Here is a 22,735-nt window from a genome sequence, read left to right on the forward strand (position 1 = left end):
ATGGCTCAATATATTCCAGCAATTTTAGAATTTTTTTATATTTTAATCGGTTTATTATCCATGATGACAGCTGTTCGTTGTTTTAAAGATGAAACAAATGATGCACGAATTGGAACCGGGTTGTTTTGGTTAATACTAGGTGTTATATTTGCAGCAGGTCAACTAATGCCCTATGTGGTATCTGGGGTATTGCTAGCTGTTATTGGTGTATTAACATTATTTAAGCAAGTCAAAATCGGTAAGATAGCCGAATTAGATGAAGAACAAGGTCAACGTTCGGCAGAAACACTTGGTAGTTGGGTATTTTTCCCGTCAGTTTTACTGGCGATTGTTGCGGTAGTTATTTCTTATACACCACTTGGAGGACAAGTTGGGATTGGTGTGGCTTCTATTGTGGCATTGATTGTGGCAATGATTATAACAAAAGCACCGCCAAAAGTTGCGTTTGATGACACAGATCGTATGTTTCAGTCTGTCGGGACAACAGGGATTCTTCCTCAATTATTAGCAGCACTAGGTGTTGTCTTTAATGCAGCTGGTGTAGGAGAGGTGATTTCACAGGCCATTTCAGGTGTTGTACCAGAAGGAAATCGTTTAGCCGGAGTGATTGCATATTGTCTAGGGATGATGATTTTTACCATGGTTATGGGAAATGCGTTTGCGGCATTTACTGTTATTACAGCAGGTATTGGTGTACCATTTGTGATGATGCAAGGTGGTGATCCTGTTGTCGCCGGCACACTTGCGATGACGGCTGGTTTTTGTGGAACGCTCTTAACACCAATGGCCGCAAATTTTAATGCGTTACCTGTTGCATTGCTTGAGATGGATGATACAAATGGCGTTATTAAAGCACAAGCTCCGATGGCTATCGTAATGATAGTTATTCATATTGTTTTAATGTACGTGTTGGCATTTTAATAAAGGAAAGGAAGAAAACAAATGAAAATTTTAGTTACAGGTTTTGATCCGTTTGGCGGAGAATCAACTAACCCAGCTTTAGAAGCAGTTAAAAAGTTACCAGAAACTATTTTAGATGCAGACATTATTAAACTTGAAATACCCACTGTTTTTAACAAATCAGCAGAAGTGGTGAAAGAAGCAATGTCAAAACATCAACCAGATGTTGTTGTAAATATCGGACAAGCAGGTGGCCGTTTTTCGGTGACACCAGAACGTGTTGCAATTAATGTTGATGATGCACGCATTCCAGATAATGAAGGCAATCAACCAATTGATGAAGCCATTCAACCAACAGGTCAGGCAGCTTATTTTACTCAATTACCTGTTAAAGCAATGGTTCAAAGAATGAAAGAATCAGGATTTCCTGGTGCGGTATCTAATACAGCTGGAACGTTTGTATGTAACCATATCATGTATCAAGTCCAATATTTAATTGATACTGAGTTTCCTAACGTTAAAGGAGGCTTCATACATGTCCCTTTTATTACCTCACAAGTCGTAGACAAGCCAAACCAACCAAGTATGAGTTTAGATGATATTGTGCAATCTTTAGAAAAAGCATTAGAAGCGATCGTGTTGTTTAACAATAAAGAAGATATTCGAACAATTGGTGGAGAAACACATTAATAGCAGAGCCAAAAGAATGGGAAGAAAACGTGAAGAAAATTAGCGTTTATCTTCCTCTTTTTAATGATTTAAGCTTAGAATAAGAAAGAAAATAAACGAAAATATGACGAAATAAATAGAAAGTTAAATATTTATTTAAAAGAAGTCAGTTGTGATTGAAATAATTAAAAGATTTTTGTAAAGTTATTTAGGTGCTTATTTAATAATTATGTCCATTTTAGTTTCATATATGTTCTAAAAAGAGTATACTATTAGAAGGAATGTAAGGTAGGTGTTAGTTTGATATTTAGTTTTGTTGGAATGATTATGACAGTCTTAGGTGTTATTTATTTGATTTTTCCTTCGAAAAAGCGTGAAAATAAATACGGATACCGCACACAAAGAGCAAGATACACAGATGCCTCATTTAAGTATGCTCAAAAAGTGGCTGCCAAAATGTTACTCTTAATTGGATTGGGCACTTGGTTAATTGGGTTTATTATAAAGAGTAGTGGAGTATCACAATTCTTTATGTTAGAAATATTTTTGATAGCAATACCTATTATTAGCGTATTCTATCAGATTGAACGTCGTCTTGAGGTATTCAATGATGACTTCGACCGCGAGATTGGTAAAAATGAAAAGGGGGATACACATGAAGTTATTAATGATTGAAGACAACGAGTCTGTCTCAGAAATGATGAAAATGTTCTTTTTGAATGAGGAGTGGGATGTCACCTTCAAGTATGATGGAAAAGAAGGATTAGATACATTTCTTGAGGATCCATCATCATGGGATATGATTACACTGGATTTAAATCTACCGACAATGGACGGGGTGACTGTCTGTCGTGAAATTAGAAAAGAATCTTCTAGTGTACCGATTATTATGTTAACGGCTAGAGATTCTGAAAGTGATCAAGTTATTGGGCTTGAAATGGGTGCTGATGATTATGTGACTAAACCGTTTAGTCCAATTACTTTAATTGCTCGAATTAAGGCGTTACATCGTCGTTCACAAATAAAAGAAGGCAGTGATGGAAGTACTGCTAATGGCAGCAGTGAAGATTTCGATGTTAAAACAGAGCACTTTAAAATTAATATTAATACCCGTGAAGCTTATTTTAACGATCAAATTGTCGGGGGATTAACACCTAAAGAGTTTGATTTATTATTGACATTAGCTAAAAAACCAAGACAAGTGTTTTCACGTGAAAAATTATTGGAATTAGTTTGGGATTACCAATATTTTGGCGATGAACGTACAGTTGACGCACACATTAAAAAATTAAGACAAAAAATTGAAAAAGTTGGTCCACAAGTGATTCAAACAGTTTGGGGAGTTGGATATAAATTTGATGATTCAGGCATTAAAGTGTAGTGCTACATGAGATATCTAGTTCAGCAGATGTTGGCTTTTGTTGTGATTATTCTAACGGTATTAATCATTTTTGGTATTTCATTTCGTTCTTATACCAAAAGAACAGTAACAGAAAATTCTTATGCACAATTAAAAGGTTATTCTGATACTATTATAGAGAATATTAAACAACAAAATTGGACGCTCCAACAATCATTAGATACGTCTCAGTCTGTTTTGAAAAAACAAAAAGTGGCATTTACTGTTTTGAATCCAGACTTAACAGTGAGTTATCCTGTTGAATTTGAAGGCCAAAGTGGCTCAAGTTATGTAACAAAAAGTGAATTGGAATCATTAAAAAATGGTAATACTATAAAAAAAACCGTTAAAGACACGAAATTATCTATGCATGGACAACCAACTTCACTATTTGTACAACCGATTTTTTCTTCACCAGATTTGCAGTTTATCGGCTTGATTCTTGTGTCCAGACCTGACAGTAGTATAGATGCCAGTTTAAAATCACTAACCAACGACTTATTTAAAGGATTTTTGATCGCGACCATTATCGCTATTTGGTTAAGTTATTTTTTAGCAAAATTTCAAGTAAAACGAATCGATCGTATGAAACAAGCAACCAACCAATTAGCCAATGGTAATTATGATGTGCAAATCAAGGTAAAAGATAAAGGTGATGAGTTAGATGAACTAGCATCTGACTTTAATTTACTAGCTGTTGCGTTAAAAGAATCGCAAGAGGAAATCGAGCGTCAAGAAGAGCGAAGACGTAATTTTATGGCAGATGTTGCTCATGAAATGCGTACGCCATTGACAACGATAAATGGCTTATTAGAAGGTATAGCTTATGGAGCCATTCCGAAAGATCAAGAAGAAAAATGTATCACGTTAATGCAAAATGAAACAAAACGATTGATTCGTCTAGTTAATGAAAATCTTGACTATGAAAAAATTCGAACCAATCAGATAAAGATGATTATCCAGAAATTCAATGCCACAGAAGTGCTTGAGTTGATTGTTGAACAGCTCAAAGGTAAGGCAACCGACAAAAATGATAAACTCATTCTAGAGACATTTGAACCGATTGATGTATATGCTGATTATGACCGCTTCGTTCAGGTAGTGGTGAATATCACGACGAATGCGATTCAATTTACCGAAGATGGTGAAATTAAATTAGCTCTTGAACGTCTTGACGATGCGACTGTTGTGACGATTTCTGACAATGGTATCGGGATGGATAAAGAACAGCAAAAAAATATGTGGGATCGCTACTATAAAGCCGACCCATCACGCAAAAACACAAAATACGGTGAATCAGGACTAGGTCTATCGATTGTTGACCAATTAGTCAAGCTTCATAAAGGAACCATCCAAGTATTTAGTGAGCCTGGTGTAGGGACAACCTTTAAAGTGACATTTCCAGATCATGAGTTACCAAAATAAAAACAAAGCCAAGAAAGATGTTTGTTTAAGTCTTTTTTGGCTTTTGTTCGTTTTTACTATCTCTTTACTTGTTTTTTTGATACACTTTTAACTAGATAAGATATTATAAAAAGAACAGGTGAGTATGTGAAAGAGAACTTTACGTATCCAATGAATCCAGATTGGACGACAGATGAATTGATAAAAGTAATGGGAATTTGGCAAGCAGTTGAGAGGGCTTACGAATCAAAAATAGACGTGGATGAATTTGTTGATACTTATAAAGAATTTAAATCAGTGGTAAAAAGTATCGGAGAAGAACGTCAATTAGGGCGAGACTTTGAGGACGTTAGCGGGTATTCGTTATACCGTGTTGTAACTGTCGCAAAGAAAAAGCAAACAGGCATCATTAAAAGGAAGGATCTAGATAATGGAAAATAGAGAATTAATGCAACAAGTTAAGCGATGGGTTGAAGAAGCTGGTGAATACATCAAAACTGAATTAAAACAAGTTGTTAAAGTGGAACAAAAATCAAATCGCAGCGACCTAGTTACTAATGTCGATAAAGGTACCGAAGCCTTTTTAGTAAATAAAATTAATGAAGCCTATCCAGATGACTTGATTATTGGAGAAGAAGGAACAGGGAGAGATGTGTCGACAACTGATGGACGTATTTGGATTATCGACCCAATCGATGGCACGTTGAATTTCGTAAAACAACAAGAAAATTTTTGTATTATGGTTGGGATTTTTGAAAATGGTAAACCACTTCTTGGGTTTATTTATGATGTGATGAAAAATGAATTTGCTTATGGTGGACTAGAAACCGGCGTTTATCTAAATGGAACAAAATTAGATAAACCGGAAGATTTATCTTTGGCAGATGGTTTGATAGGATGTAATGTTGGCATGTATTCGGAGAACTACAAGCACAGTAAAGAGATTGCTTCAGCAGCTATTGGTGTTAGAATGTTAGGTTGTGCTGGATTAGACTTTTTAAGTGTCATTCGTGGCAAACAAAATGGCTATATATCAAACTTAGCTCCTTGGGATTTTGCAGCTGGTACAGTTTTAGCTGAGGCATTAGGATTTGTTTGTCGTAAATACCCAGATTCTGATTATGATATTTTAGGCGATCGCCAGTATTTTGTCGTTGCCACACCGCAAACATTCAGTGATATGCAAAAATTTTTTTAAAAATAAGTGAAAAATGAAAAATTTTCACTTTTTTTCATGGAATTTTTTTGTTATACTGAATAGTCGGTTAATTTAAGCGGTGATTAATCGCTTATGTTTTTAAACAGTAAGGAGAGTATATAATAGTGAAATTAAGAGAAGATATTCGTAATGTGGCCATTATCGCCCACGTTGACCATGGTAAAACAACTTTGGTAGACGAGTTGTTAAAACAATCTAATACATTGGAAGGTCATACACAGTTACAGGAACGTGCGATGGACTCTGGTGATATTGAAAAAGAACGTGGTATTACGATTTTAGCAAAAAATACTGCCATCAACTATGCAGGAAAACACATCAACATCTTAGATACACCAGGACATGCGGACTTTGGTGGAGAAGTTGAACGTATCATGAAAATGGTAGATGGTGTTGTACTTGTTGTCGATGCTTATGAAGGAACAATGCCTCAAACACGTTTCGTGTTGAAAAAAGCGTTAGAGCAAAAATTAACACCAATCGTGGTTGTAAATAAGATTGATAAACCAACTGCTCGTCCAGCTGAAGTAGTGGATGAAGTATTAGAGTTATTCATCGAGCTTGGTGCCGATGATGACCAATTAGAATTCCCAGTTGTTTACGCTGCAGCAGTAAACGGAACATCAAGTTTATCTGATGATCCAGCTGATCAAGAACACACAATGAATCACGTACTTGACTCAATTATCGAGCATATTCCAGCTCCAGTTGATAATAGTGATGAGCCATTACAATTCCAAGTATCATTACTTGATTACAACGATTACGTGGGACGTATTGGGATTGGTCGTGTATTCCGCGGAACAATCAAAGTTGGGGACCAAGTTGCCTTAATGAAATTAGATGGTTCTGTTAAAAAGTTCCGTGTTACTAAATTATTAGGTTTCTTAGGCCTAACTCGTGTGGAAATCAATGAAGCTAAAGCGGGAGATTTAATTGCGGTTTCAGGTATGGAAGATATCTTCGTAGGAGAAACTGTTACACCTGTTGATAACCAAGATGCTCTACCAATCTTACACATTGATGAGCCAACATTACAAATGACTTTCTTAGTAAACAACTCTCCATTTGCAGGTCGCGAAGGTAAATACGTGACGGCTCGTAAAATCGAAGAACGTCTACAAAACCAATTACAAACAGATGTGTCTCTAAAAGTTGAAGAAACTGAATCGCCAGATAAATGGATCGTTTCTGGACGTGGAGAATTGCATTTATCTATCTTAATAGAAAACATGCGTCGTGAAGGATATGAGTTACAAGTATCACGTCCAAGCGTTATTTATCGTGACGTTGATGGCGTATTATGTGAGCCATTTGAACGTGTACAAATTGACACACCTGAAGAATACATGGGTGGTGTTATCGAGTCATTAGGTCAACGTAAAGCCGAAATGCAAGACATGATTAACTCAGGTAACGGTCAAGTCCGCTTAATCTTCTTAGCTCCAGCTCGTGGATTAATTGGTTACTCAACTGAATTTATGTCATTAACTCGTGGATATGGTATCATGAACCACACGTTTGACTCATACTTACCAGTTATTTCTGGTTTAGTAAGTGGTCGTCGTAACGGTGCATTAGTTTCTATCGACCAAGGTAAAGCAACAACATATTCTATTATGAGTATTGAAGAACGTGGGACAGTCTTTGTTGAGCCAGGTACAGAAGTATACGAAGGAATGATCGTCGGTCAAAACTCTCGTGAAAATGACTTAGGTGTTAACATCACGAAAGCAAAACAAATGACTAACGTGCGTTCTGCAACAAAAGACCAAACATCAGTGATTAAAAAACCAAAAATCTTAACTTTAGAAGAATCATTACAATTCTTAAATGACGATGAATACTGTGAAGTCACACCAGAAAGCATTCGTTTAAGAAAACAAATCTTAAACAAAGCTGAACGTGAAAAAGCAGCGAAACGTAAAAAACAAGCAGACAATGCTTAAATAAATTGAAAGGACTGGCAAGTTTACTTGTCAGTTCTTTTTTTATAAATAACACAAATCATACAGTTAATATCATTTAAAAAAATCCGATTAGTGTTATAATAAGATTAATGACAAAAAGTGAGGCGAATATATGGATTATCAACAATTATCAAACCGTTTGGAAGCAGTAGCAAAGTTAGTACCACAGGGTAGTTTTTTAGCTGATATCGGCTCTGACCATGCTTATTTGCCTGCTCATTTAATATTAAATCATCAGATTACAGGAGCTATTGCCGGTGAAGTCGTCAAAGGTCCATATGAATCTGCTGAAAAATTAGTCAATGATTTATTACTGACAGATAAAATAGATGTTAGATTAGGAGATGGCTTGGAAGTCATCAAACCTTATGATAACGTGAGTGCTATCACGATTTGTGGGATGGGTGGCACATTAATTCGAGATATTTTAGAACGTGGTAAAAACAAAAACCGTTTAACCCGCAAAGAATTATTAATCTTACAACCAAACGTTGGCTCTCATGTCCTAAGACATTGGTTAGTTGAAAATCATTACATCATTCAAGACGAAAAAATATTGAGTGAAAATGATAAAACATACGAAATTATTGTCGCTGAAGCATCTGATAGAAAAGTAGAGCTAACTGAATCAGAAGAATTATTCGGTCCTGTTTTGATGAAAGAATCATCTGATGTGTTTAAAGCAAAATGGCAATTTGAATTAGAACAATATGAACGCGTAATAAATCAGTTGTCTCAATCTAAAACAAACCAAGATAAGAAAATAGCACAAATCAATCATCAGTGTGATTTAATCAAGGAGGTACTGTCGTGAAAATAACAGGAGCTGAATTTATTAAACAATTTGAATCAGTCGTACCACTAGAACTTGCTGAAGATAATGATCCAGTTGGGTTACATATTGGCACGCTTAATAAACCAATTAACCGCGTGATGATGACATTAGATGTTAGACCAGATGTGGTGCAAGAAGCGATTGATAAAAAGATTGATTTAATCGTGGCGAAACATCCGCCGATTTTTCGTCCAGTGAAGCGCTTGTTGGTCGATGATTTTCAAACTAAAATGTATGCTGACTTATTGAAACATGATATTGCGGTCTACGCAGCACACACAAATATGGATATTGTTGACAATGGGTTGAATGATTTATTTTGCGATATGTTGGGTATTGACGCAACGGATTATTTACGTCAAACTCACGAATATTTTTACCGTAAGTTAGTAGTTTATGTGCCGACAACTCATGCAGAGTCACTACGAGAAGCATTTGGTGAAGCAGGTATCGGTGCTTACCATGACTATGATTACACAAGTTTTTCATCTAGTGGAACTGGACGTTTCCGGCCACTAGAAAACACCAATCCAGCAATTGGTGTCAATCATGAATTAACCAGTGTTGAAGAAGAAAAAATTGAAGTGATGTTTTTACCGCAACAGTACCCAACAGTGTTGTCAATTATTAATGAGTATCACCCATATGAAGAGCCGATGTTTGATATTTTTCCATTAGAAAATATATCAAAAACATATGGTATCGGTCGTATCGGCACATTAGAGCACTCAATGAGCTTGCTTGATTTTGTCGAAAAAGTGAAGAAGACATTTGGCTTAAATGCCATTCGTTTAACGACTGATACAAAAGATAAACAAGTAAAAACAGTGGCTATTTGTGGTGGTAGTGGTGAGAAGTTTTATAAAGACGCCCTTAAAAAAGGTGCGGATGTCTATATTACCGGAGATGTGTATTATCATACGGCTCATGATATGATAGAAGAAGGGTTATCAGTGATTGACCCAGGACATTATATTGAGTCTGTTTGTAAAAAGTACTATGTCGAATTATTTAATCAATGGAAACAACAAAATGATTGGGATGTCACGTTTATCGAAAGTGACGTGAATACTAATCCATTTGAAATAATATAAGGGAGTGTCAATTATGTATACAAATTTAGTACCAAGATTTATCAAGTATGTTAAGACAGAAACAAGATCGGACGCAACAAGCAAGACAACACCATCAACACCAACTCAAATTGCATTTGCCAAAGAGTTGAAAAAAGAATTAGAAGAGATTGGGATGTCAGATGTATGCCATAACGAAGAAAATGGGTTTGTGATTGCCACTTTACCAAGCAATACGGATAAAGACGTGCGTAGCATTGGATTTATCGCGCATATGGATACAGCTGATTTTAACGCAGTTGGTGTGAACCCACAATTTGTAGAAAATTATGATGGTCAAAGTGATATTCCTTTAGACAAAGAAGGCAAGTTTAAATTAACCGTTAAAGATTTCCCTAACTTAGCTAACTACAAAGGTCAAACATTGATTACAACGGATGGTTCAACTCTTTTAGGTGCTGATGATAAATCAGGGATTGCTGAAATTATGACTGCTATGGAATATTTAGTGAATCATCCAGAAATTAAACACGGTAAAATCATGGTAGCGTTTGGTCCAGACGAAGAAATCGGTGTTGGAGCAGATAAATTTAATGTCGATGAATTCCCAGTAGACTTTGCTTATACGATGGATGGTGGTCCAGTTGGTGAATTACAATTTGAAACATTTAGTGCTGCTCAAGCCGAAATTTCAATTGAAGGTAAAAACGTTCACCCAGGTACAGCGAAAAATACCATGATTAATGCGTTACAAGTAGCCATTGACTTACATAACAAATTGCCACAAGATGAAGTCCCTGAAAAAACAGATGGTTATGAAGGATTCTTCCATTTATTACAATTAGATGGAGTGCCTGATGAAGCAACGATGACTTACATTATTCGTGATCATGATCGTGAAAAATTTGAAGCACGTAAAGAGTTAATTGAATCCATCGTAAAAGAATTTAACGATAACTTCGGTCAAGAACGTGTGTCATTATACTTATTTGATCAATATTACAATATGCGCGAAGTCATCGAAAAAGATATGAGTATCATTGATTTAGTAGATGAAGCAATGCGTAACTTAGATATTGAACCAAATAAAGCACCCGTACGTGGTGGAACAGACGGTTCTAAGATTTCTTACATGGGATTACCTACGCCAAATATTTTTGCTGGTGGGGAAAACATGCATGGACGTTTTGAATATGTGGCAGTTGAAAGCATGGAAAAAGCGACTAGCTTAATCGTAGAAATTGTTAAACTTAATGAAGAAAAAGCATAAATAGTTTGAAGACTCGGTGATAATCGAGTCTTTTTTATGTCTTTTGGTGGAAACTGTCGTTTTAAAAACCTAAAAAGTGTCGTTTCAATCACTTATATTTATTAGAATAAACTTATCAGTTTGACATTGAGTCTTTTTGTTTGACCTATTTTGACCTATGGTGTAAAATATATCTTGTAGTTAAGAATAAGGGGGTAATGATATGAATATAGAAAAAATGACTACGACATTGCAACAAGCAATCGCAGAAGCACAACAAGTTGCAATCACTCGAAAAAATCAAGAGATTGATATCGTCCACTTATGGAAAATATTTTTACAACCCAATCATTTTGCTAGAAATCTTTATGCAGGTATCGGTTTAGATGTCGATGCATTTGAAAGAGAAGTAGATAATGAATTAGATAAATTACCAACCGTTAGTGGAAATGTACAATATGGACAAAATTTAAGTCAAAACTTATTTAACTTATTACAAGAAGCAGATAAAATTAGAGAAACATTTAATGATGACTATTTGTCAACTGAAGTAGTGGTTTTAGCCTTAATGAAATTGAAAAATTTCAGTTTAACCCGTTTCTTAATGGCTCAAAAAGTCACAGAGGCTGAATTGACAGAACGTATTAAAGATTTGAGAGGAGGAGAACGTGTGACTAGTCAAAATCAAGAAGAACAATATGAAGCACTAGAAAAATACGGAACAAACCTTAATGAAGCAGTAAAATCTGGGAAACAAGACCCAATCATTGGGCGTGACGAAGAAATTCGTGATGTGATTCGTATTTTATCACGTAAAACAAAAAATAATCCAGTATTAATCGGTGAACCTGGTGTTGGTAAAACAGCCATCATCGAAGGATTAGCACAACGTATCGTGAAAAAAGACGTTCCTGAAAACTTAAAAAATAAAACCATCATCTCATTAGATATGGGATCATTGATTGCTGGGGCTAAATTCAGAGGTGAATTTGAAGAGCGTCTAAAAGCAGTCTTAAAAGAAGTCAAAAATAGCGATGGCGAAATTATTTTGTTCATCGATGAAATTCATACAATAGTAGGTGCGGGTAAAACAGAAGGTAGTATGGATGCCGGAAACTTACTTAAACCTATGCTTGCTCGTGGTGAGTTACATTGTATTGGGGCAACAACACTTGATGAGTACCGTGAATACATGGAAACCGACAAAGCCTTAGAAAGACGTTTCCAAAAAGTATTAGTGAAAGAACCAACTGTAGAAGACACTATTAGTATTCTACGTGGATTGAAAGAACGTTTTGAAATTCATCATGGGGTAAACATTCATGATAATGCGTTAGTCGCAGCAAGTACATTGTCTAACCGTTACATCACTGATCGTTACTTACCTGATAAAGCGATTGATTTAGTCGATGAAGCATGTGCGACTATTCGTGTGGAAATGAATTCTATGCCAACTGAATTAGACCAAGTAACCAGACGTTTAATGCAGTTAGAAATCGAAGAAGCGGCTCTTAAAAAAGAAGATGACGACGCAAGTAAAAAACGTTTAGATATTCTTCAAGGTGAATTGGCAGAATTAAGAGAAGAAGCCAATACACTAAAAATGCAATGGGAAACAGAAAAAGAAGAATTAAACAAAGTAAACGAAAAACGTTCTGAGTTAGATCAAGCTAGAACACAACTTGAAAACGCAGAAAGCAACTATGACTTAGAAGAAGCTGCTGTGTTACGTCATGGTACTATTCCAAAACTTGAAAAAGAGTTAAAAGACTTGGAAGAAAAAGAAAAACATGATGGCCGTATGGTACAAGAAGTTGTTACTGATAAAGAAATCGCCGTCGTAGTTGGTCGCTTGACAGGTATTCCAGTGAAACGACTTGAAGAAGGCGAAAGAGAAAAAATCTTACGCTTAAATGAAACACTACATAAACGTGTGATTGGTCAAGATGAAGCCGTTGATGCGGTATCTGACGCAGTGATTCGTTCTCGTGCTGGATTACAAGATCCTAATCGTCCACTTGGCTCATTCCTATTCTTAGGACCTACTGGTGTGGGTAAAACAGAATTAGCTAAATCATTAGCTGAAAACTTGTTTGATTCTGAAGACCATATGGTGCGTTTGGATATGAGTGAGTACATGGAAAAACATAGCGTGTCTCGTTTAGTCGGAGCTCCTCCTGGCTATGTTGGTTACGAAGAAGGCGGCCAATTAACAGAGGCAGTAAGAAGAAGTCCATACACTATTGTTTTACTTGATGAAATTGAAAAAGCTCATCCAGATGTGTTTAACATTTTACTTCAAGTATTGGATGATGGCCGTTTGACTGACTCTAAAGGTCGTGTGGTTGACTTTAAAAACACTGTGTTAATCATGACAAGTAATATTGGGTCACAATTATTGCTTGATGGCGTAGATGAAGAAGGAAACGTATCAGAAAGTGCTAAAGAAGGCGTTCTTGAAATGTTACGTGGACACTTCAAACCAGAATTCTTAAACCGTATTGATGATACTATCTTGTTTAGTCCACTTAGTCTAGACAATGTTAAAGACATTATTGTTAAAATGACTGAAAGCTTAACAAGACGTTTAGCTCATCAAGATATTCAATTAACAATCTCTGATGAAGCGAAAACTTGGATTGCCGAACAAGCATATGATCCAATCTATGGTGCTCGTCCAATTAAACGTTTCTTAACGAAAGAAGTAGAAACACCTTTAGCTAAAGAAATCGTGGCAGGAAAAGTTGGACCAAAAACAGATGTGATGATTGAAATCGTTGATGGTAAACTAACATTTACTGCATTAAAAACAGAAGAGTAGTATAATATAAAGCAAAGATGCTAAGGTGTCTTTGCTTTTTTTAGTTTTAGGAGGAACGAGATGAAAAAGAAGAAACAGTTAATGGTCGCAGGCTTACTTAGTGTCATGGTGATTGTGTTATCTGGCTGCCAAGATATTATGAATTCATTTAAACAGTTTGAACAAAGTTTTAAGGGGTTAGAAATGACAGTGAGAACGTATGACGAGCAAAGTCAAGTCATGGATAAAGTACAAGGTAAATCAGTGAAGATTGAAAGAGATGATACCTTTGATACTGATGAAGACAGCAAAGACTCAAGTGTCATTCAAATCACTGTCGGACGTAATGAAATGCATCATGTTGGCTCATCAATGATTATCGAAGAAAAAGGCTTGACTAATATTTTTGATGAGTATGCTGACAAAGTGGATATCAATGACACAAAAAGAAGTGTGCCTATGATTAATTCAATGGTCAATGATTTTAGCAATTCATTTAAAGGAAAAGATAAAGTTATCTTAATCCGTAGTCAAAATGGAACACCATTAGCTACTTATGCTGGTAACAAAGTATCGATGTATTCAACAGATGTGCCAAAGAGTACGGGGATTTTAATTGACGGAAAATATTTGTTTATTTACCGATGTGACTACACAATTTATGATAAGGCACTGATTGATTAATAAAAGTTTGTTAAAGAAAGAAGTGATGAGGTTGTCTTCTTTCTTTTTTGGTATAAAATGTTCAAAAAAGATACTTAAAAAGGTGGTGTTTTTTGATGGATAAAGATGTTTCGATGATTAATACAGAAACTAGAGTAGCACTTTTTTATGGAAAGTTATTGCTTGAAAATAATTACGCAGTAGTAGAAGTGAGAGAGAAGTTAAAAAAATTATTGGATTTTATGGACTTAGATAATTATTCTATTTTTATGACGCAGACTGGTCTGGTGCTAATTAATCTAGATACAAATGAAGTGAAGATGATTAATGCAGCAAAAACCTCCTATAATTTTGAAAAAATTGGCAAAATGGAAGAAACCATTAAGTCGTTTTATGATAAAAAACTGTCTTTAGAAGATTTTTATAACGCGTTGCAACAAATTGATCGCAACACATATGCTTTTTCCAAGGTATTTCAACTTATCAGTGCAGGGGCTATATGTTCGTCAATGTTTGTGTTAATCAGTGGGTTATCAGCACAATTGATTGTGGCGTTTGGTGTTGGGGCACTAGCATATTATATTTATATGTTACTAGACACGTATATCGATGTTCAAATATTTTCTATTTTTGTTGCCTCCTGTTTTATTTCCATAACCGCAAACATTTTATTTAGTCACCAAGTCATCGATAGTAAATTTTCAATTTTTCTTGCATGTATAATGCCTTTTTTACCAGGAGCTTCATTAGTCAATTCAATTCGCTCGAGTATTCAAGGGGATTATATCACTGGTTTGGCTCAAGGTATTAGTACAATAAACACCGCAATAATGCTGACGTTACCGTTTATTTACTTATTATAATTTGAAGGAGTGAGTAGGTTGTTTACAAAAGTACTATTTAGTTTTTTTGTGAGTGCAGGCACTTCGGTACTAAATAATATAGAAAAACGATACATTGTGTTATGTGGTTTATGCGGAGCTTTAACAGCTTTTTTATATGATTTTTCAGAAAATTTTGTTAGTCCAGTTATGGCTTCGTTGATTTCTTGTTTTTTACTTGCCACAGTTTGCCAGTTTTTAAGTTTTAAAACAAAACGTCCAGATACAAGTTTTATTATCCCTGGTATCATGCCGGTTGTTCCAGGTTCATTAGTGTTTCGAGCATTTGATGCGTTAGCTGAGTCGAGTTATATGAAAGCACTCGATTATGGTACACAAGCCATAATGGTAGGGGTATCGATTGCATTAGCTCTTGTTTTTAATGAAACAATGACTACTCTTTTCATAAGTATTAAGCATAAAGCTATAAAGTAAGTAGAACGACTATTTCTTAAAAAGCTAGTATAATAGTAAAAAATTGCAAAACAACTTCTCAAATAATGAATATATGATACCATTATAGGTATAATGAATGAGGAGGATGTTATTATGGCAGTTCAAACATTTAAAACAGTAGCACAAAACACACAGGGCGTACAAGTTTCAGTGAAATCACGAGGTTTTGAGTTTGTATTAGACGAACCAAAAAATCTTGGTGGAAATGATACAGGGATGAATCCAGTGGAAGCGTTATTAGGATCATTAGGGGCTTGTAAAGTTATCGTAGCTAAAAGTTTTGCAGCTTACCATAAAATCAATCTTAAATCTATTCGAGTTGAAGTAGAAGGGGAGCTAGATACTGACGGATTTTCTGGTAAAAATCCAAATGCTAAAGTTGGTTTTTCAAAAATTGTATCAAACTTCTACATTGATGCAGACAACACAGACGAAGAAATCGCGGATTACGTGCGTTTTATCAACAAAACATGTCCAGTGGCTGACACAATTGAAAACGCTCCGGAAATGGAATCGTTTATTATTAAATAAATTTTTCACTAAACTAGTCTATATGGCTAGTTTTTTTATTTTCTCAAGCTTATTAGGATTAACAAATCGTGTAATCTTTGGTATAATGCGTATTGTGCTATGTAGAAGGGAGGAGTGAATTAATGGCAAATAATCAGTCAAACAATAAATATCGCTTATTATTAAAAGGATTTTTTGTTATTTATGTGATTGAATTAATTTGGTTTTTGTATTCTCAAATTATTAAACCACTGATGGATGGAAAAACTTTAAATATGGGCTCAGTCGAGCTAGCAATTTTATTGGCAGTTGCTCTTATTGTAGTATTAATCTTTTATATGTTGAAGAAATCGCGTAAAGTTAGCGGTATTGTGTTATCTATTTTTGGTGTTAGTTTAATTCTTTTTGGTATTCTTGCCCCACTGTTAGATGTGTATATACCGTTTCTATGGCATTTGTTCCATTAAACAAACAAACAAACGAAAGTGCAAAGTGAAGACTTTGTGCTTTTTATTTATTTAACGTTAAATTAGTGTTTTATCACTAGAGGTATGTTAAAATAAATAAAGTGAATTTAAAGGAATGATGAATGATGAATTTTTCAGATAAACGTAAACATTTTCGATTTCCTGCTTATGATGATGAGACAGGAGTCAAATTAAATAGACAACAACATTCAATAGATAATCCTAATCGTACCTCTGGAAGCTCACAAGCTGACAAAGTGATTTTAGATCCAGTTGAGATGGTATCAGAACCAAAGTATTTCGGTGAGGACGGATTACCTGAAATTGAAATTGAACGTGCTGAACCAACTCGTTTGGTGCAACAAAAAGTTGAAATCAAAAAACCAAAACAAGTCGTAACGCCAACACAAGCTATTCCTAAAAAGTCAGTAGACAAAAATGTAAGTTTAAATAGCGAAGATGTGGCGATTAAAAAAATGAATAACCAAGTCTACGCAGAACCGGTTGAACAAGAATATAAAGCACCACAATCATCTTTTTCAAATAAATTATACGAAACAGACCGAAATGGCCAAGCAAAGTATCGTAAAAAATACAATAGCCGCAAACCATTTGAATCATCGTATCATTTGCCAGGTGAGAATTCACAAGAGCTTTTTAAACCAAAATATATTCCTGCTTCTCTAATAGAGGATAAGGTAGAAAAAAAGAATGAAGTCGATTCTTCCCAATTGATTCAAGACTTGAGAAAAGCCTCAGAAGAAAATCTGCTATTGATGGATGAAATAGACCCAGTTGAAATGGTTGATGAAACATTGGCTAGTTCATCTAAGAAAAATAATCGACTAGAAAAATCGTTGTCAGGCATTATGAAAGATGAATCAAGTCAACACTTAGACAACTATTATTTTGACTAAGGGAATACTTACAAGAATCTAATGATTCAAGTAAGTATTTTTTATTGAATTGTTTTCTTAATTGTAAGATAATACATGTTAGTGATAATTAATGAATAGAGGAGTTTTTTTATGGAACTGCAACAAAACAAAATATACCATTTTGTCGGAATTAAAGGAACAGGGATGAGTGCCTTAGCTTTAATCTTGCATCAAAAAGGTTATAAAGTACAAGGTTCTGATATAGCAAAATATATTTTTACTCAGAGAGAACTTGAGTTAGCTAATATTACTATCGAGCCATTCCAAGAAGTAAATATTCAAGAAGATATGGTTGTTATTGCAGGAAACGCGTTTCCTGATAGTCATGTCGAAATAAAAGCAGCTCTAAAAAAAGGCTTGCCAGTGATTCGTTACCACAAATTTTTAGGTGAATTTATTAAACATTTTACAAGTATTGCTGTAACAGGTTCACATGGAAAAACAACTACAACAGGTTTACTATCTCATGTATTCTCTGGTATTGAACCGACAAGTTACTTAATCGGAGATGGAACTGGACACGGAGAACCAAATGCAAAATTTTTCTGTTTTGAAGCATGTGAGTACCGTCGTCATTTCTTAGCGTACTCACCAGATTATGCCATCATGACAAATATCGATTTTGATCACCCGGATTATTATCATGGCATTGAAGACGTATTTGATGCGTTTCAATCATTTGCTAATCAAGTCAAAAAAGGCATTATTGCGTTTGGAGATGATAAAAACTTACGTCGTTTGAAGACTAAGGCACCAATTTATTATTATGGTTTAAATGATACAGATGATTTCCAAGCAGTGAATATCGAAAGAACAACAGAAGGATCTTCTTTTGATGTGTTACATAAAGGTAGTAATATCGGTTCATTCAAAGTCCCTACTTATGGTGTTCATAATATTTTAAATGCGTTAAGTGTCATTGCAATTTCACATCTTGAAGGATTCGATATGACATTAGTCGCACAGGAGATGTTGACATTTGGTGGCGTGAAACGTCGTTTTAGTGAAAAACGTGTGTCTGACATGATTATCGTTGATGACTACGCGCATCATCCAGCTGAAATCAAAGTAACGATTGATGCAGCAAGACAAAAATACCCTGATAAAGAAATTATTGCAGTATTTCAACCGCACACTTTTACTAGGACTATTGCGTTACTGGATGAGTTTGCTGAATCCCTTGATCATGCAGACTATGTTTATTTATGTGATATCTTTGGATCAGCTAGAGAAGAAGCTGGCTCTGTTAAAATCGAAGACTTAGGCGTTAAAATTTCTAAAGGTGGCGATTTAATTACATTAGAAAATATGTCACCATTGCTTGACTACCAAGATGCTGTTGTCATTTTTATGGGAGCAGGAGACGTACAGAAATTTGAAGTGGCGTATGAAAGTTTATTAGGAAGCACACGTCCAAACACAATGTAGTTGGTGATGTTTTATAAATATGGTAAGATAACAAACGAAGGGAGAGATAGCCATCGACTCATCAAAAAACAAAATTAAAGCTATTACGGAATTTCATGAAGGTGAGATTTTAAGCATCACAGAAACGCTTGAAGATAGTCAGATATTACTCTATCTTGGGCTTACAAAAGATGCTAACCCATTGTTTATTCAAACAGAATTTGCCGAAGAAACGATTAATGATGCACCAATCGTCCCTAGTATTATGCTGATGGGAATTATATCAAGTAATATCTCAAAGCATTTACCAGGTCCTGGTTGGAATATCGTGAACGTGACGTTTAATCTACTTCGAAATGTGTATCACGGTGAAACACTGACGTTCCATTTTGAAATCATTAATATCGATGAATTAAAACGTACGATGACTCTTTCTGTTAAAGCTTACGATTATGACGATGAGCGGATTTTAAATTCAGTGGTTATTGTCGAACTTAATACAAAAGAGAAAGTGAGAGATGTCAATGGATCAACAACATCAGACAATTGAAAATACAACAGGCTTAGCGAAGTTTTATAGTAAAGTTTACGGCTATTTAGGATTAGGGTTAGGAATTAGTGCCTTGATTTCTTATCTAGTACTGAATGTATTTGCGGAATCTGTTTTACCAGTCATTTTTGGCAACCCATTATTATTTTGGGGTATGTGGATAGCACAACTTGTGTTGGTTGTCTATCTTGGGAAAAATGCGTTTAATGACTCTGCAAAATCATTAATTGGGTTTATTGCCTATTCAGCTTTAACAGGTGTCACTATTTCTGTTACCCTTGCTATGTATAACCAACAAGCAATCGTTCGTGCGTTTGTTACGACTGCGATTATGTTTGTGGGTATGTCATTACTTGGTGTGTTTATCAAAAAAGATTTAAGTGCGATTGGTCATGCTTTATATAGTTTAGTCATCGGAGTTATAATTGCGACGTTGATTAACATCTTCTTCTTGAAGAGTGCACCAGTTGATTACTTTATTTCATACTCAATGGTCGTGATTTTTTCTGGTTTAATTGCGTATGACAATCAAAAAATAAAATTAATCTATCAAGAAAACGGTGCGAAAACAGCATCAGGTTTAGCTGTGTACTGTGCATTAAGTTTATATCTTGATATCGTAAACTTATTCTTAGCATTAGTAAGAATTTTCGGTAGAGATTAAGCGTATTTAAGAAGTCCTTTATGGGGCTTCTTTTTTATCTGTTTATTTTTGTTATAGTTGACATAGAACAAAAATTGTTATACTATAACTATAACAAAGAGGTGATGAAATATGATAGAAATAGACACAGAGAGCTTAGTTCCAATATATAGCCAGTTAATATTTCAAATAAAACGAGCTATTGTCTTAGGTGATTTAACTCATGGGCAATCTATGCCAAGTGTTCGTTCATTAGCTGGTGATATTGGGGTGAATATGCACACCATCAATAAGGCGTATAAACTTTTAGTTGATGAAGGTGTGTTGGTACAGGAGAAAAAAGGATTTAAAGTAAGTGAAAAAGAAGTGATTCAAACAAGTGTTGAAAACTCTCAACAAATTCAGCAAAAAATTGATGAGCTATTAATTGATAGTTTAATATTTGGTATTGATCTTGATGCGCTCATGGAAACAAGATTATATGTCATGAAAGGATGTGACACAGATGATTTGGATGATTAGTTTATTGCTTTTATTTTTAGGTTTTTCCATGGCAATGACGCCATATATCGCGCAACGTGGGATTGTTTTTGGTGTAACAATGCCAGAAGAAAATGATGAGATAGCGAAGTTAAAGAAACACTATTTTTTACAAAATATGATTGTAACTGTAATATTTATTATTTTGTCTGTCGTGTTTGATAGAGGGTTTAAAGTAACAGACGAGGTACTGAGTATTTTAATGACTGTATTTATTTCGTGTCAAATTGTCTATGGTATTATGAGTTACTTTGTGTGCAATCGTCGTATGCTTCGCTTCAAAGAAAAAATGATTGCTGAAGGTTACCAACCTAATAAAAAAATGACACTTGATTTATCGTTCCGTGAAAATATGTCGATATTCCCAACGTGGATTTTAATTGCAATTCAATTAATTATTATCGCATTTGAAATAGTTATTACCATTAAAAACCAAGCAATTATTCCGGATAAAATTATCATCCAATGGGATTTTCAAGGCAATCCAACACGAATTGTTGATAAAACATGGTTAAATATTTATTCTGCACCTATTATTCAGCTAGTATTAGTATTTATATTAAGTTTCACTAATGAATCCTACAAACGTGGGAAACAACGTGTGATGGACAAGCAGTCAGTGAAATGGAGTCAGTCCTTTAGAAAGATGTCATCATACATGGGAGCAGTTATTGCCGTGTTAGTCCAAATCATGATGTTTGTCATCCAAATGACAAGTGTGGTTCCATTTCTAACTGAAAAAGCAATGACAAAAATATTAATGATTACCATTGGATTGATGCTTCTAGCTATTATAGGACTGATGGTTATATATGGACAAAGTGGGGCAAGATTAAATCAAGAAAGTGCAACACCAGCAAGTTACGATGATGATAAATATTGGAAATGGGGCATGTTTTATTTTAATCGGGAAGATCCATCCTTTTGGGTAGAAAAAAGAATGGGAATTGGTATGACGATTAATCTAGCAAACTGGAAAGCAGTTGTGTTTGTTGTGGCTCCTATTGTAGTTATACTGGTTATTACATTTTTTATAGGATAGAAAAAAGGCGCAATTTCAATCGAAATTTGCGTCTTTTTGTTTAATCTGAAAGAATTAGTTTTATGCCGAAAAATACTAAAATAGCACCAGCTGATTTATTGATTACATTTTGTGTGGTGTCTTTTTCAAAAACATGTCTAATGTGATTTAAAAGTAAGGTATACAGACCAAAAATAGTAAACGTCACGACAATGTATGTTAATCCGAGTACGCCAAAATGCCACCATGAGCTATTAGTCGCATCCACAAATTGCGGTAGAAAAGTTAAAAAGAACACGGCAATTTTAGGATTAAATAAATTTGTCACCAAACCTTGCAAGTAAAAGTTTGTTTTGGTTGGTTTAGCATCTGTCTGATTATTTGGTTGCTTGACTAGCAATGACTTAACACCTAAATAAATCAAGTAACAAGCTCCAATATATTTTACTAGAGAATAAAGGACGGCTGATTTGACCAGTAGAGCAGATAGGCCGATAATCGAAAGAAACGTGTGACACATCAGAGCGGAACACGTACCAAAGAGTGTTTTAAGTCCAGCTAGTTTTCCAAATTCTAGCGTGTTTTTGGTAATTAGGATATAATCAGGACCAGGAATGATAACTAAAACTAATGTGAGGAAAATAAAGTTTAGATAGTTGTTCATAAAATCACCTCAAAAGATATTTTATCTATCATATCAAATATTGAGTCAAAAGAATATGATTCAAATAAAAAGAACGTGGAGAAATAAAATGAAAAAGAAAACGATGGCACTTGTCATCATGATTGTTTTAGGCGTGTTTCTATTTATTTATACCAATTCAGATAGATCACTCCGATTCACAGTACTTATATATGGATTTCCAAAAGAAGCAATGACATCAGATATTGAATCTGTTTTTAAACATGACGAGAATACAACATATTATGTTTTAGACCCAACACCAGTTAGCAATCAAACTGGCCCAACCAATGCTTGGAAAGTGAAACGAGTTGGTCTATTTTACTTTGCCAGTTATTATGGGGCGTAATATTTAGAAATTATTATCGCAAACAAGATAATTAATTAAAAAATTAAGCAGCTAGACAAAAATAAAACCATCAACGATTTTTTAATTTCGCAATAGCACTCAAAATTTGA

Annotated in this window: 25 protein-coding genes; 24 read left to right on the forward strand and 1 reads right to left on the reverse strand. The window is 34.8% G+C overall.

The features are described from left to right. The 23 genes from BW731_RS11385 to BW731_RS11495 all read left to right on the forward strand — a co-directional run bounded on the left by BW731_RS11385 (position 1) and on the right by BW731_RS11495 (position 21,615). Positions 1-921, forward strand: coding sequence for a DUF979 domain-containing protein (locus tag BW731_RS11385; protein WP_079348270.1), 921 nt, complete (start codon positions 1-3; stop codon positions 919-921). Between the two features lie 21 nt (positions 922-942). Then, on the forward strand, positions 943-1,590 hold the full coding sequence (gene pcp, locus BW731_RS11390; protein ID WP_079348272.1) for a pyroglutamyl-peptidase I: 648 nt from the start codon (positions 943-945) through the stop codon (positions 1,588-1,590). A 279-nt stretch (positions 1,591-1,869) separates the two neighbouring features. Continuing rightward, positions 1,870-2,244, forward strand: coding sequence for an SdpI family protein (locus BW731_RS11395; protein WP_079348274.1), 375 nt, complete (start codon positions 1,870-1,872; stop codon positions 2,242-2,244). After that, a complete protein-coding gene (locus BW731_RS11400; RefSeq protein ID WP_079348276.1) occupies positions 2,225-2,950 on the forward strand; it encodes a response regulator transcription factor in 726 nt (241 codons plus the stop codon). Before BW731_RS11395 ends, BW731_RS11400 begins: the two co-directional genes overlap by 20 nt. 6 nt (positions 2,951-2,956) lie before the next feature. Further along, a complete protein-coding gene (locus BW731_RS11405; protein ID WP_079348278.1) occupies positions 2,957-4,393 on the forward strand; it encodes a sensor histidine kinase in 1,437 nt (478 codons plus the stop codon). Positions 4,394-4,519: 126 nt separating this feature from the next. Further along, positions 4,520-4,813: a UPF0223 family protein gene (locus BW731_RS11410; protein WP_079348280.1), complete on the forward strand. Its 294-nt coding sequence runs from the start codon at positions 4,520-4,522 to the stop codon at positions 4,811-4,813. Beyond that, positions 4,803-5,570 (forward strand): inositol monophosphatase family protein, encoded by a 768-nt coding sequence (locus BW731_RS11415; RefSeq protein ID WP_079348282.1) that lies wholly within the window; start codon positions 4,803-4,805, stop codon positions 5,568-5,570. The genes BW731_RS11410 and BW731_RS11415 overlap by 11 nt, the downstream gene beginning before the upstream one ends. Positions 5,571-5,695: 125 nt before the next feature. Beyond that, on the forward strand, positions 5,696-7,540 hold the full coding sequence (gene typA, locus BW731_RS11420) for a translational GTPase TypA (protein ID WP_071456813.1): 1,845 nt from the start codon (positions 5,696-5,698) through the stop codon (positions 7,538-7,540). Positions 7,541-7,673: 133 nt separating this feature from the next. Next, positions 7,674-8,375, forward strand: a complete 702-nt coding sequence (locus tag BW731_RS11425; RefSeq protein WP_079348284.1) for a tRNA (adenine(22)-N(1))-methyltransferase — start codon at positions 7,674-7,676, stop codon at positions 8,373-8,375. Continuing rightward, on the forward strand, positions 8,372-9,490 hold the full coding sequence (locus BW731_RS11430) for a Nif3-like dinuclear metal center hexameric protein (protein WP_079348286.1): 1,119 nt from the start codon (positions 8,372-8,374) through the stop codon (positions 9,488-9,490). Before BW731_RS11425 ends, BW731_RS11430 begins: the two co-directional genes overlap by 4 nt. 13 nt (positions 9,491-9,503) lie before the next feature. Next, complete coding sequence (gene pepT, locus BW731_RS11435) at positions 9,504-10,739, forward strand: peptidase T (protein WP_079348288.1); 1,236 nt, start codon at positions 9,504-9,506, stop codon at positions 10,737-10,739. A 202-nt stretch (positions 10,740-10,941) separates the two neighbouring features. Beyond that, a complete protein-coding gene (clpB, locus tag BW731_RS11440; protein WP_079348290.1) occupies positions 10,942-13,539 on the forward strand; it encodes an ATP-dependent chaperone ClpB in 2,598 nt (865 codons plus the stop codon). Between the two features lie 60 nt (positions 13,540-13,599). Beyond that, the gene (locus tag BW731_RS11445) at positions 13,600-14,202 is read left to right on the forward strand and encodes a DUF5052 family protein (protein WP_079348292.1); all 603 of its coding nucleotides are present in this window, start codon (positions 13,600-13,602) and stop codon (positions 14,200-14,202) included. Between the two features lie 95 nt (positions 14,203-14,297). Beyond that, the gene (locus tag BW731_RS11450; protein ID WP_079348294.1) at positions 14,298-15,044 is read left to right on the forward strand and encodes a threonine/serine exporter family protein; all 747 of its coding nucleotides are present in this window, start codon (positions 14,298-14,300) and stop codon (positions 15,042-15,044) included. A gap of 18 nt (positions 15,045-15,062) precedes the next feature. Continuing rightward, the gene (locus BW731_RS11455) at positions 15,063-15,497 is read left to right on the forward strand and encodes a threonine/serine exporter family protein (protein WP_079348296.1); all 435 of its coding nucleotides are present in this window, start codon (positions 15,063-15,065) and stop codon (positions 15,495-15,497) included. A 114-nt stretch (positions 15,498-15,611) separates the two neighbouring features. Further along, on the forward strand, positions 15,612-16,049 hold the full coding sequence (locus tag BW731_RS11460) for an OsmC family protein (RefSeq protein ID WP_079348298.1): 438 nt from the start codon (positions 15,612-15,614) through the stop codon (positions 16,047-16,049). A gap of 122 nt (positions 16,050-16,171) precedes the next feature. Then, the gene (locus tag BW731_RS11465) at positions 16,172-16,495 is read left to right on the forward strand and encodes a hypothetical protein (protein ID WP_079348300.1); all 324 of its coding nucleotides are present in this window, start codon (positions 16,172-16,174) and stop codon (positions 16,493-16,495) included. A 125-nt stretch (positions 16,496-16,620) separates the two neighbouring features. Next, complete coding sequence (locus BW731_RS11470) at positions 16,621-17,412, forward strand: hypothetical protein (protein WP_079348302.1); 792 nt, start codon at positions 16,621-16,623, stop codon at positions 17,410-17,412. 111 nt (positions 17,413-17,523) lie between these two features. Further along, positions 17,524-18,861, forward strand: a complete 1,338-nt coding sequence (gene murC, locus BW731_RS11475; RefSeq protein ID WP_079348304.1) for a UDP-N-acetylmuramate--L-alanine ligase — start codon at positions 17,524-17,526, stop codon at positions 18,859-18,861. Between the two features lie 46 nt (positions 18,862-18,907). Next, entirely contained in the window at positions 18,908-19,390 is a 483-nt protein-coding gene (locus BW731_RS11480) for a MaoC family dehydratase (RefSeq protein ID WP_079348306.1), read from the forward strand. Then, positions 19,365-20,054: a Bax inhibitor-1/YccA family protein gene (locus BW731_RS11485; protein WP_079348653.1), complete on the forward strand. Its 690-nt coding sequence runs from the start codon at positions 19,365-19,367 to the stop codon at positions 20,052-20,054. Before BW731_RS11480 ends, BW731_RS11485 begins: the two co-directional genes overlap by 26 nt. Before the next feature lie 111 nt (positions 20,055-20,165). Next, positions 20,166-20,555 (forward strand): GntR family transcriptional regulator, encoded by a 390-nt coding sequence (locus tag BW731_RS11490; protein ID WP_079348308.1) that lies wholly within the window; start codon positions 20,166-20,168, stop codon positions 20,553-20,555. Next, positions 20,539-21,615, forward strand: coding sequence for a DUF5808 domain-containing protein (locus BW731_RS11495; protein ID WP_079348310.1), 1,077 nt, complete (start codon positions 20,539-20,541; stop codon positions 21,613-21,615). The genes BW731_RS11490 and BW731_RS11495 overlap by 17 nt, the downstream gene beginning before the upstream one ends. A gap of 40 nt (positions 21,616-21,655) precedes the next feature. Here BW731_RS11495 and BW731_RS11500 read toward each other — a convergent pair whose 3' ends face one another. Continuing rightward, the gene (locus BW731_RS11500) at positions 21,656-22,258 is read right to left on the reverse strand and encodes a LysE family translocator (RefSeq protein WP_079348312.1); all 603 of its coding nucleotides are present in this window, start codon (positions 22,256-22,258) and stop codon (positions 21,656-21,658) included. Positions 22,259-22,346: 88 nt separating this feature from the next. Between BW731_RS11500 and BW731_RS11505 the strand changes: the two genes are divergently transcribed. Further along, positions 22,347-22,625 carry a hypothetical protein gene (locus tag BW731_RS11505; RefSeq protein WP_079348314.1) on the forward strand — a complete coding sequence of 93 codons (279 nt, stop codon included), beginning with the start codon at positions 22,347-22,349 and terminating at the stop codon, positions 22,623-22,625. Positions 22,626-22,735 lie beyond the last annotated feature (110 nt).

It is taken from the genome of Vagococcus martis, from assembly GCF_002026305.1.
Classification (GTDB): Bacteria; Bacillota; Bacilli; order Lactobacillales; family Vagococcaceae; genus Vagococcus; species Vagococcus martis.

Excerpts from the sequence above, each read along its gene's own strand:
- BW731_RS11385 (WP_079348270.1), top strand. The coding sequence starts at position 1 with ATGGCTCAATATATTCCAGCAATTTTAGAATTTTTTTATATTTTAATC.
- pcp (WP_079348272.1), top strand. The coding sequence starts at position 943 with ATGAAAATTTTAGTTACAGGTTTTGATCCGTTTGGCGGAGAATCAACT.
- BW731_RS11400 (WP_079348276.1), top strand. The coding sequence starts at position 2,225 with ATGAAGTTATTAATGATTGAAGACAACGAGTCTGTCTCAGAAATGATG.
- BW731_RS11405 (WP_079348278.1), top strand. The coding sequence starts at position 2,957 with ATGAGATATCTAGTTCAGCAGATGTTGGCTTTTGTTGTGATTATTCTA.
- BW731_RS11415 (WP_079348282.1), top strand. The coding sequence starts at position 4,803 with ATGGAAAATAGAGAATTAATGCAACAAGTTAAGCGATGGGTTGAAGAA.
- BW731_RS11425 (WP_079348284.1), top strand. The coding sequence starts at position 7,674 with ATGGATTATCAACAATTATCAAACCGTTTGGAAGCAGTAGCAAAGTTA.
- pepT (WP_079348288.1), top strand. The coding sequence starts at position 9,504 with ATGTATACAAATTTAGTACCAAGATTTATCAAGTATGTTAAGACAGAA.
- clpB (WP_079348290.1), top strand. The coding sequence starts at position 10,942 with ATGAATATAGAAAAAATGACTACGACATTGCAACAAGCAATCGCAGAA.
- BW731_RS11445 (WP_079348292.1), top strand. The coding sequence starts at position 13,600 with ATGAAAAAGAAGAAACAGTTAATGGTCGCAGGCTTACTTAGTGTCATG.
- BW731_RS11450 (WP_079348294.1), top strand. The coding sequence starts at position 14,298 with ATGGATAAAGATGTTTCGATGATTAATACAGAAACTAGAGTAGCACTT.
- BW731_RS11460 (WP_079348298.1), top strand. The coding sequence starts at position 15,612 with ATGGCAGTTCAAACATTTAAAACAGTAGCACAAAACACACAGGGCGTA.
- BW731_RS11465 (WP_079348300.1), top strand. The coding sequence starts at position 16,172 with ATGGCAAATAATCAGTCAAACAATAAATATCGCTTATTATTAAAAGGA.
- BW731_RS11470 (WP_079348302.1), top strand. The coding sequence starts at position 16,621 with ATGAATTTTTCAGATAAACGTAAACATTTTCGATTTCCTGCTTATGAT.
- murC (WP_079348304.1), top strand. The coding sequence starts at position 17,524 with ATGGAACTGCAACAAAACAAAATATACCATTTTGTCGGAATTAAAGGA.
- BW731_RS11485 (WP_079348653.1), top strand. The coding sequence starts at position 19,365 with ATGGATCAACAACATCAGACAATTGAAAATACAACAGGCTTAGCGAAG.
- BW731_RS11490 (WP_079348308.1), top strand. The coding sequence starts at position 20,166 with ATGATAGAAATAGACACAGAGAGCTTAGTTCCAATATATAGCCAGTTA.
- BW731_RS11495 (WP_079348310.1), top strand. The coding sequence starts at position 20,539 with ATGATTTGGATGATTAGTTTATTGCTTTTATTTTTAGGTTTTTCCATG.
- BW731_RS11500 (WP_079348312.1), bottom strand. The coding sequence starts at position 22,258 with ATGAACAACTATCTAAACTTTATTTTCCTCACATTAGTTTTAGTTATC.
- BW731_RS11505 (WP_079348314.1), top strand. The coding sequence starts at position 22,347 with ATGAAAAAGAAAACGATGGCACTTGTCATCATGATTGTTTTAGGCGTG.